The following is a 9405-nucleotide window of genomic DNA, read 5'->3' on the forward strand; positions in this document are numbered from 1 at the left end:
CTATCAAAACTGTCACAGAAGACCGTTGTTAGTACAATAATGTACCTTTGTATCTTACAGGACTTACGCTCTGGGTATATGAAAACCGTAGTATATGCTTTTCCATCAATAGTTATATCATTAATTTTGGGGTATTTAAATTTATCGCATCGGTGCCTATTAATCAATCGAAAAATATAAAACTCAACTTTAGCTCGACTTTATCCAAAATTAATAACTTGGTTTCCTTTATATATATCACTGCATAGGCGAGACGCCTATGCTACAACTTCTCAAAATTTATGTTAAAACTTTTACATGCGACAATTTACTAAAACCGATGAATAAGTATACACCTATTTTGTGGCTAGCTGGCTTTTCCATGTCGAGTTTATTTGTGTCTTCAGTATCAAAAGCAGTTACGCCAGGAATTGATATGCTAAAGGAGAACACAATTAAATCATTCTTACAAAAAGCTAATAATCCAAAAACACCACTACACAAAAAATTAGTGGAACTTAATCAAGCAGATGGCAGAAATAGTAACGGAATATTTCCCAAAACTTTAACAGCCAAGAATATCCAAGTTGTCACAATTGATGGAGAATATCAATTTGGAAGTTACTGTTCTATGATTCAAGGTAATCCTAAACATTCTGAATGTTCTAACGGTGTTTCCGAAACTTATTTAATTATAATTCCATCTAAAATGTACGTTCACAAAGCCGTCGAATATAACCGTTTTCTATTTATTGTTAAAGCATCTAAAAGTGTTAAGTGGAAGCTGAACGAAAAGGAGAAAGAATATGACCGTAAAGAGTCAATACAAATTGATGAACCAATTCAAATAGAAACTCAAAAATTTGTTTCTAATGGTAGCAGTCAATAGTTAATTTTATCTCTAACTTTTCAAGGCTCGGCACCTGCTCCTAAAGATATTAAAATATTTTTTTGAGCATCTGTTAATCCGGTAACATTAGTAATATTCATACCTTCATACTGTCGAATACATCTCAAGGTTTGAATACATTCACCTTGCAAATTCCATAATTTCATCGTTTCGTCTTCGCTACCGCTAGCTAGTAGACAATTATCGGAGCTAAATGCTACTGTCCATACACCTTTATCATGTCCCGTAATGATTCTAATATTCTTACCTGTATTCACATCCCACAGTTTGATTGTGCAGTCATCACTACAACTGGCTAATATTTTACCATCTGGACTAAAGGCAAGCGCGCGTATTCTAGACGAATGTGCTAATATTGTTTGCGTACATTCACAATTATTTACATTCCAAATTTTGATGATATTATTACAGCTACCACTGGCAATAATATCAGCATTCGGACTAAAAACAACGAAGCAAACACTATCTTGATGTCCGGTCAGAGTTTGTAAACAAGTACCATTATTTACATCCCAGATTTTGATGGTTTGATCATCGCTAGCGCTGGCGAGGATATTACCACTTCTGTTAAAACTAACTGATTTTACGCGGTTAGAATGCCCGACAAAAGTATGCAAACAGGCGCCAGTGCTACAATCCCATATTTTTACTGTGTTGTCACGACTACCACTAGCTAAAATTTCACCCTGAGGACTAAACGCAACTCCATGTACCCAAGCTGTGTGTCCTCGGAGTGTTTGCCAGCATTCACCTTGGTAATTCCACAGTTTGATAGTGTTGTCGTCGCTACCACTAGCCAAGAAATAATTGCGAATATGGGGGGGTGCAAAGGCAATGGTGGAGATTAAGTCATCATGTCCTTCTAGGGTTAAAGTGCATTTTCTGGTTTTGATATCCCATAATCGGATTTTTTGGTCTTGGGAACAGCTAGCTAGGGTTTGACCATCGGGACTAAAAGCAAGGGACAATATCCAGTTACTATAACCTTTTAATGTTTTTAAGCAGCGTCGTGAAGCTATATCCCAAAGCTTGATGGTTTGATCTTCGTTGATACTTAGTAAAGTAGAATTATTCGGGTGTAAATCAACTAACCAAATACGCTTTTGATTTCCATGTAAGGTTTGTATACATTCTACCGTTTCGATATCCCAGATTTTAATAGTGTTATCTTCGCTGCCAGTAATTATGGTTTTGTCGTCGTTACTAAATACAACTGACCAAACGATGCTATGGTAATTAGGTAGGGTTTTAATGCATTCACCGTTTGATATATCCCAAAATTTGACTGCATTATTATCGCTTCCGGTTACTAACATTTTACCGTTATGACTTAACGCTATCGCTAGGCGCCAATTAATTGTTATATTGAAAATTCGTATACACTCACCAGTTGCAATATCCCATAATCTAACGGTGTTATCGCTGCTTGCGGTGATTAATGTTTGTTGATGGGGATGAAAAGTGACAAACATAATATTATTGGTATGTCCTGAGAAAATTTGCAAGCACTCTCCAGTAGAGATATCCCATAATCTAATTGTTTGATCACTGCTACCACTAGCTAAAATGTTACTGTTCTGTTTAAAAGCAAGAGTTTGTACTAAGGATGTATGACCTGAGAGGATTTGCAAGCATTGTCCGGTTTCGGTGTTCCACAATCTAATCGTGTTGTCATTACTACCACTAGCCAAGATTTTACCATCTGGATGAAAAGCAAGCGATTGTACCCACGCGGTATGACCGTTAAGTTGGAATAATTGTTGGATGGTGTCTACTTCCCAAAGATAGATTTTATTTTCGATTGCGGTTGCAAATGACTTACCTGTAGGATTAAATTTGGCAGCAAGTAGACTACCTAATGTTTGGGTAAATATTGTTTTTTGAAAATTGCAATTAGCAAAGTTGGTTTGTTGTAAATTTATTTCTTGCAGGTTTGCTTGGCAAATATTCAGACCAGAAAAGTCATAATTATTTAGTTCTATATCCAGTTGTCGCAACAGATTAATAATATTACCTGCTGCATATCCGGGTCGGGGAGATGAAGAAGATTTCAAATGAGCTAAAATTTGATTTAAATGCGTTTGAATATTTGCTGTTGTTATCCAATATTCTAATAATTTATTTGCAATTGGTTGGAGAATGAATTGAATTTGAGCATTTCTTAAGTAGTCTTGAGTTTGGGTTTGGATGAAAGCATATTTATTGAGGGTATCAATTTCTCCCGTGTAAATCTCTTGAGTGCCTTTTTCGATCAATTCTTCTGTTACATACTCCATGACAACTGGTTGCTGCGTAAATTTACCCCCTTGACTTTCAATTAAGCCGCGCGATTGTAAAGATTCTAAAGCTGTCAATAAATTTCGCATCAAATCGCGCGGAGCAACATTAATAATATCATTTTGTAATTCTTTAATAGATACCCATTCTCGATTAATCGCTAACCAATACATGACTTGTATTTCCAATATTGATAGACGTTGAAATTGTTGATTCAGTAAATCAAAAATATCATTATAGAGAATTGTGCCTACTTGTAAACAATCACTTATATTACCAGCAAATAAATCTATAATTGTTGTTGCGGCAATTTTTAGCGCCAAAGGATTTCCAGCATAGCACTCAACCAAACTCTTAATTTCTGTTGTTGATGGTGATAAACCTTTTTGTTTGAGTATTAATTCTCCCTCACTATAATTTAATCCTTTTAACGGTAGCGTGCGTACAGATAGGTCTTTACCTTCTTTGGCATTTAATCCTTTGGGTTTTTCGCGACTCGTAACTAAAACACAACTTTGATGAAGCGTTTCTCCAACGCACCGCAAAAGTTGCCCGTACCCTGTATATCCTTCACGATACCCTAAATTATCACCATTTAGAACCGATTCAATATTATCTAAGACAACTAAACAACGCGACGCGCGCAAACAATCGATTAATTGTAAAATTTGCTTATCTAAGGAATTAGCGATAACTATTTTATCTTCTATTGCTAAAAAACCGATTAAGTCGGTCAACAATTCTTGTATAGATGGTGCATTGCGTAAACTGCGCCAAATTAAACAATCAAATTCATTTTCCACAGATAAAGCTAATTTCGCAGATAAAGCAGTCTTCCCAATTCCACCCATGCCAATAATAGTAATTAATCGACACTTATCATTCACTATCCATTGTTTTAACCTATTAATTTCATCATTTCTTCCGTAAAATGCAGAAACATCAATTGCATTCCCCCAATCTTGACGTTTATTTTTCTTATCCAGTTTTTTTGGGTATTTTTCCTTTAAACTTACCCAAGTAGGTGCTTCTTCCGCAGGGTTAACAAAAATTACTGGCAACCAACTGGCGCCGGGAAAATCATCTTCTAATCCTTGTAATCTGCGTCGTGCTTGTTGAACAGATATATATAAAGATTGTTGTGCAAATGCGAATGCTTGTAAAAAATAATTAAAAAATTCCTCTGCTACCAGATTTGGCACAGGTTCGCGCATGACGATGGTTGTTGGTAAATTTAATTTTTCCAAACCCTGTGCTAAACCCAAACCATCGCAGGAATTAAAAATTACCATTTTTAACCCATTCTCAATAGCTGCTTTTAAAGCTTCTGTCAACTGTTCAATCGTTAAACTATTACCAGTCAGATTTTCATTAATATAAATTATTCCCGTATCTTGCTCAGTTTGACTATGCCCAGCAAAAAATAATATATCCCAACCATGAGAATCCCAAAGTTTATCATTAAATTCTTGCCGTGTCGGCTTGACGACAAACTCTACTTCTGCATCTGGTAAACTTTGTAAAAACCTTCGTTCTTGTTCTAAATCAATCCCTTGGGAATTACCTAAAATTGCCAAAATCCTGACTTGATTTCTGGGAGTTGACGATTGTAAATAGGAAGTAAATTTATACTCACTTCTAGCAAACGAAAGTTCTGCACGTGGATAATCTTGAAAAAAATCACAACAATGCCAAGGTAATTTTTGGAGAATAGCATCTTGAGTTTCGATAATTACCCTAATTTCATCAGTGGGGTTAAGAGCAACACGTAGTTGTCGGCTAATATTGACAATTCCAGGCGATAAGAGCCAATTATCAATATTGAGTTTTAACTCCTGACACAAATCATAGAAATCTATTATGGAAACATTTGTAATACTGCCTTCATCAATTTCCAGTTCATCATCAAAACTTCTGGTCAATGCACTTTCGTAACGAGAATTGCTGCGGACAAATGCAGACCGACCTTGCAAACTTTGATATATCATTTGCCAACTTCGGTACAATTCTACCAAATTCAGCGCTGGCGGTAAACTACCGATAAACTGCTGTGAACGTGGATTATTTGCCGCGCGTAACCCAACAGTAATAACAGGGAACCCCTCGGATAAATTACCATACCCCAGATTGATGACAACCGAATGAATCATTGTTTATACACCAAAGCCGAGAGTGAAAGCGTGAAATAGTTCTCTTGTTGAATAATAACATTTTGATCCCCCCTTCCACGCGCTACTGTGTACACACAAGTCTCTAAAAGTTGCCTTTCTTCTCTTTCTTTGCCTCTTTGCGAACAAGCGCGGTTAATTCTTTAACGAACCGCAAAGTACGCAAAGTACGCAAAGGGAAGGAATGTAAGAATTATAAAAAGATGTGTGTACACGGTAGCCTTATTAAGGGGGCTAGGGGGATCAAAACCATACAAAACAATTAAAATTCAGCTCTCAGATAAAAATAACTCTTAGGGAGGATGTAAAAATCATACTAATTACTCAATATGGTAAATTGTTCTACTAGACACAAATATAACATTTGTTTGTAATTTATGAGTGAGCAAACTCAGCAGTCCAAAAAAAATCAAGCAGAAGAACAAGAATCTGAAGAATCATCATCTCGTTCTCCCGGAGTTACAGATAGAGAAATAGGTCGGAGAAAAAACTCATCCGAAGATACAGAAGTAGATCGTTCTACTCAACAAAGTCAAACAAAAGCATCGGAAGCAGATAAAGCTTAGAAAGAGTAAAATTCAAAACTCAAGATTTTACAAAATCATTACAACTCTAGCAAGAATATTTGAAACTTTGCGAATAGTACTAATAACGTTGACTACATTATTAACACTTTGTAATTCACCGTCTAAGTCTGTGATTGCTTGATATAGTTCAGGTTTAATAGGTTTCATTCTTGCTAAGACATTTTCTAAATCCTGCTTTTCCAAAGTACTGCAACTAAAGTTGAAATTTTGTTGACATAGCCTGCGCTTTACGCTTAAATATAGGTAGAGCGAGGCTTCAACGTTGTGCTTTTCTCCAAGCATGAGGGGTAGTATTATAGCGCTTACGAAATTGAGAGTAAAAATGATTTGTATTTTGATAACCGACTTTTAAAGAAATTTGATGAATCGAATAATTAGTTTTTAGAAGTAAGTCACATGCTTGAGTTATCCGACGTTCAATAATCCAGTAATTAACCGTTTTTCCAGTAAGTTTGCGCGCTAAGTCAGTTAAGTAAGCTGAGGAATAACCGACTGCTTGAGCTACTTCTTTGAGACTAATAGGTTGATGATAATTTAATTCAATAAACTCAAAGACATGATTTAATCGGGGAATGGATGGAAATATCGACCTCTCTTCATTTGATTTTGTAATTTCTTCATTGGTAGATAAATTATCTTGCGGTAGCTGAACCTGAACAAAATTATTTTCTGTACTAGTTACCTTAAACCTTGCTGTTTGTAAACATTTAATTAAGTGGTTTTTGGTTTTTTGGTTAGTATCGTTTACTGAAATATTTGCCATTTTCTATCCTAATTATTTAATATTGTTTTAGGAAATGCAAATTTTAAACGGCGCCTTGAAAACGGCACCTTAAAAAAGGCACCACATATTCATAACTCAAAATCTTCCGTCACAAAAAAATCTTCCAAACTAACCTGGATACTAAATTTTTTACCTGGTTCGCCCTTAAAAACTTTGAGTTGAATATAATTATCTTGAAGTCTTGCCGTCACTTCTTGGAGGATTTTACCAGCTTTTGACAATAATATTAATTTAGTATTTTGCGGTAAAAACCTTTCTCCATCTACAGGGTGTAGTTGAGCCAATACATTAATTTTGTCACAACTATCTGGAGTAATATTGGCTTGCGTATCCTCTGATATATTAGTCGTTGTATCGGGATAAACATGCACTAATAATGCAACTTTTTTACTATTAAAATTGCTACCTAAATCAATTGTTTTTGCTCTTTTAGTGTCTCGATTTATATTTCTGGTACTAAAAGCTAAATTTAATTCTGGATTTGCAAAAGAATCTATATTTTGCCAAACTTGATCAATTAACCCTTGCAACCATTCGCTTAATGTAGTAGTACTACTAAGATGTTTGGCTGTTCCAACGCTAATTTGATCAACTTGACTAATTTGATGGCTATCGACAATTGGTGCAGCAATCGCTACAGTAAATTCAGATGCTTGAATATGACGGTAATAAGTTAATAGATGATTTGGTTCAATATCAAAGTAGGATAATGGAATTTGATAGCAATCGTTATCTACTGGTAACTGCAAATCATTTTTTACCTGAATTAATTTGTTATGAGGTAAAAAACCTCTAATTATAACCTCTTCCTCTTCTTCCAAAACTTCAAGCAATACGTAAAAATGGGGTGTTAACTCCGACTCTTCAATTAGTCCTTGAGGTATATTGACAACTTCATTGAGTAAATGCTCAGTTGAAATAGCACAAAACTTGTAGTCACGTAGTTTTAAACTACCTGCAACCGCAATCTTGCTCATATCTCGCTCAATTAAGCGTTTTGTGGCGCCTCCGAGAGTAAGTCTATCATCTAACCATGTCTCAAGAGCAAGTAGTGCTAATGTATTTAAATAAACTTGCCAAGCATTAGCCGCCTCTAAAGAACTTATTTGGTTGGCAAATGCAAAATGCTCGGTATCTAAGCAGACGGTTTCTGCGAACAAAAGTCTAAAATTTTGGCTAAAATCTTGAGCAAAATCTAAATTGGACATGGGTTTTACCTCGCGTGTAAGGGTAAATAGGTGTAACTTAACAAAACTGATGCAGTCAGCTAATCATTGCAGGTGATGATGTACATGCTTGCATATAACTGCGAAGTTGTTGAGCATATAAACTATCCATCGTCCGATTTTTCCCCGCTCTAATTTCTTCAGCTGCTGCTTGAAACATTTGTTCGTCTACATAAGATTCAATATGTTCCGTCAGCGTTTTCAGATAATTTACTTCAGGTGGAATTTGAGTCAAACCTTTTTCTGCGGCTAAATTTAAAATACTTTCTAGCATCTGTTCCACAGTCCGCGCGCGAACAGAAGCTAACAAATCACCTGGGTTAAGAACTCGTCTGGCTTGATCCCAACTTGTCATACCCAACTGAGGCACAATTTCTTTTAAAGTCATTGCCTGACAGTAGTATAATTGTAGTCCTTGGATATATTTATCCGCGAAAGGTGCATACTTATTACTTTTTTGCAATTTTTTGATATTAGCTTCCACTACTTCCTGAATTATGTGGCTCAAAACTGTATGAAGATGCTTATGTAAAAACTGTAAAAATTCTTGCTGTTCTACATCCTCTTCATCAATAGAATCAACAGGTAAATCGCGTCTTGGTTGATATGTACCACTTTCCGCATCATATATATCTAAAGATTCTCTAGAACTCCAGACATCATATTGTCTCATTTGTAGAGCAATATTTTTGAGTTCTTTCATCAACTGTACAGGGTTACTAATAGAAAGTTGATACTGTTTCAAATAAGCTAACATTTCTTGCAATTGAGCATTCGTCGGGTCAGGACACCTTTTCGCTCCCTTATGGTGTTGCATTCGTCTGTCTCGACGATAAACACTATGAAAAGCTTCAATAAGATAACGTTCTTCAGTAGATAAACGTTCAAGCTGCCCACGTCTAACTCGGTTTAACAGTGCCCAGTCACTCAGATGCTTAAAACCAAACTCAGATAAAAAGTTCTTCACTTCCGGATTTTGCTTCGTTTGTAAATAAGCCCAATTATCCAAGCTCATCCGAGATTGTAAATCAGCATTAAATGTTTGTAACACTGTCATCGAAAAAAAATTATACTTAAATACTTTAACTTGATTATCGTCATCTACCATTAGTTGACTTTTTCCATCTCGGTCTAAAATAATTAGTTTTTCTCCATCATCATTCAGAACAAACGGTAATAAATCTCGATACGTAAATTGCTTACCACCACTAAATAGAGAGTCTATTTTTTTACATTCTCTCAGTATTGGTTCAGAAACATAACATCTGAGACAAAGCCCTGCCTGCGCGCGATTAACCGCATCCACACAAGCTTTATTTGCGTGAAAATACGAAAACAAAATATTTTGGCTGTTACTATTATCTACATCAGATACTTGATTTTTGGCAAACTCTAGAGCGATTGGAACTGAAATCTGTTTATACCCTAACTTCCCCGCAGCAGGGTTAACTTGCCAAATTTTCCAATATCTTGA

The 9405-nt window shown here is 35.7% G+C and carries 7 protein-coding genes; 2 read left to right on the forward strand and 5 right to left on the reverse strand.

The window, feature by feature from the left end; genetic code table 11:
• Window positions 1-259 precede the first annotated feature (259 nt).
• Entirely contained in the window at window positions 260-868 is a 609-nt protein-coding gene (locus AC2JBO_RS39595) for a hypothetical protein (protein WP_496959109.1), read from the forward strand.
• A gap of 20 nt (window positions 869-888) precedes the next feature.
• Here AC2JBO_RS39595 and AC2JBO_RS39600 read toward each other — a convergent pair whose 3' ends face one another.
• Complete coding sequence (locus AC2JBO_RS39600) at window positions 889-5316, reverse strand: WD40 domain-containing protein (protein WP_496959110.1); 4428 nt, start codon at window positions 5314-5316, stop codon at window positions 889-891.
• A 395-nt stretch (window positions 5317-5711) separates the two neighbouring features.
• Here AC2JBO_RS39600 and AC2JBO_RS39605 point away from each other — a divergent pair, with 395 nt between their 5' ends.
• Window positions 5712-5900: a hypothetical protein gene (locus AC2JBO_RS39605; RefSeq protein ID WP_496959111.1), complete on the forward strand. Its 189-nt coding sequence runs from the start codon at window positions 5712-5714 to the stop codon at window positions 5898-5900.
• Window positions 5901-5927: 27 nt separating this feature from the next.
• Here the strand turns inward: AC2JBO_RS39605 and AC2JBO_RS39610 are convergent, their stop codons facing one another.
• The 4 genes from AC2JBO_RS39610 to AC2JBO_RS39625 form a co-directional block, all read right to left on the reverse strand.
• Window positions 5928-6068: a hypothetical protein gene (locus AC2JBO_RS39610; protein ID WP_496959112.1), complete on the reverse strand. Its 141-nt coding sequence runs from the start codon at window positions 6066-6068 to the stop codon at window positions 5928-5930.
• A 109-nt stretch (window positions 6069-6177) separates the two neighbouring features.
• Entirely contained in the window at window positions 6178-6684 is a 507-nt protein-coding gene (locus AC2JBO_RS39615) for a helix-turn-helix domain-containing protein (RefSeq protein ID WP_496959113.1), read from the reverse strand.
• An 89-nt stretch (window positions 6685-6773) separates the two neighbouring features.
• A complete protein-coding gene (locus tag AC2JBO_RS39620; protein WP_496959114.1) occupies window positions 6774-7913 on the reverse strand; it encodes a DUF1822 family protein in 1140 nt (379 codons plus the stop codon).
• A gap of 55 nt (window positions 7914-7968) precedes the next feature.
• A partial coding sequence (locus tag AC2JBO_RS39625) for a hypothetical protein (protein ID WP_496959115.1) occupies window positions 7969-9405 on the reverse strand: 1437 nt, incomplete at its 5' end.

The sequence above is a fragment of the Calothrix sp. CBUCES-K 9914 genome (genome assembly GCF_059640475.1).

Excerpts from the sequence above, each read along its gene's own strand:
- AC2JBO_RS39595 (WP_496959109.1), top strand. The coding sequence starts at position 260 with ATGCTACAACTTCTCAAAATTTATGTTAAAACTTTTACATGCGACAAT.
- AC2JBO_RS39600 (WP_496959110.1), bottom strand. The coding sequence starts at position 5,316 with ATGATTCATTCGGTTGTCATCAATCTGGGGTATGGTAATTTATCCGAG.
- AC2JBO_RS39605 (WP_496959111.1), top strand. The coding sequence starts at position 5,712 with ATGAGTGAGCAAACTCAGCAGTCCAAAAAAAATCAAGCAGAAGAACAA.
- AC2JBO_RS39610 (WP_496959112.1), bottom strand. The coding sequence starts at position 6,068 with ATGAAACCTATTAAACCTGAACTATATCAAGCAATCACAGACTTAGAC.
- AC2JBO_RS39615 (WP_496959113.1), bottom strand. The coding sequence starts at position 6,684 with ATGGCAAATATTTCAGTAAACGATACTAACCAAAAAACCAAAAACCAC.
- AC2JBO_RS39620 (WP_496959114.1), bottom strand. The coding sequence starts at position 7,913 with ATGTCCAATTTAGATTTTGCTCAAGATTTTAGCCAAAATTTTAGACTT.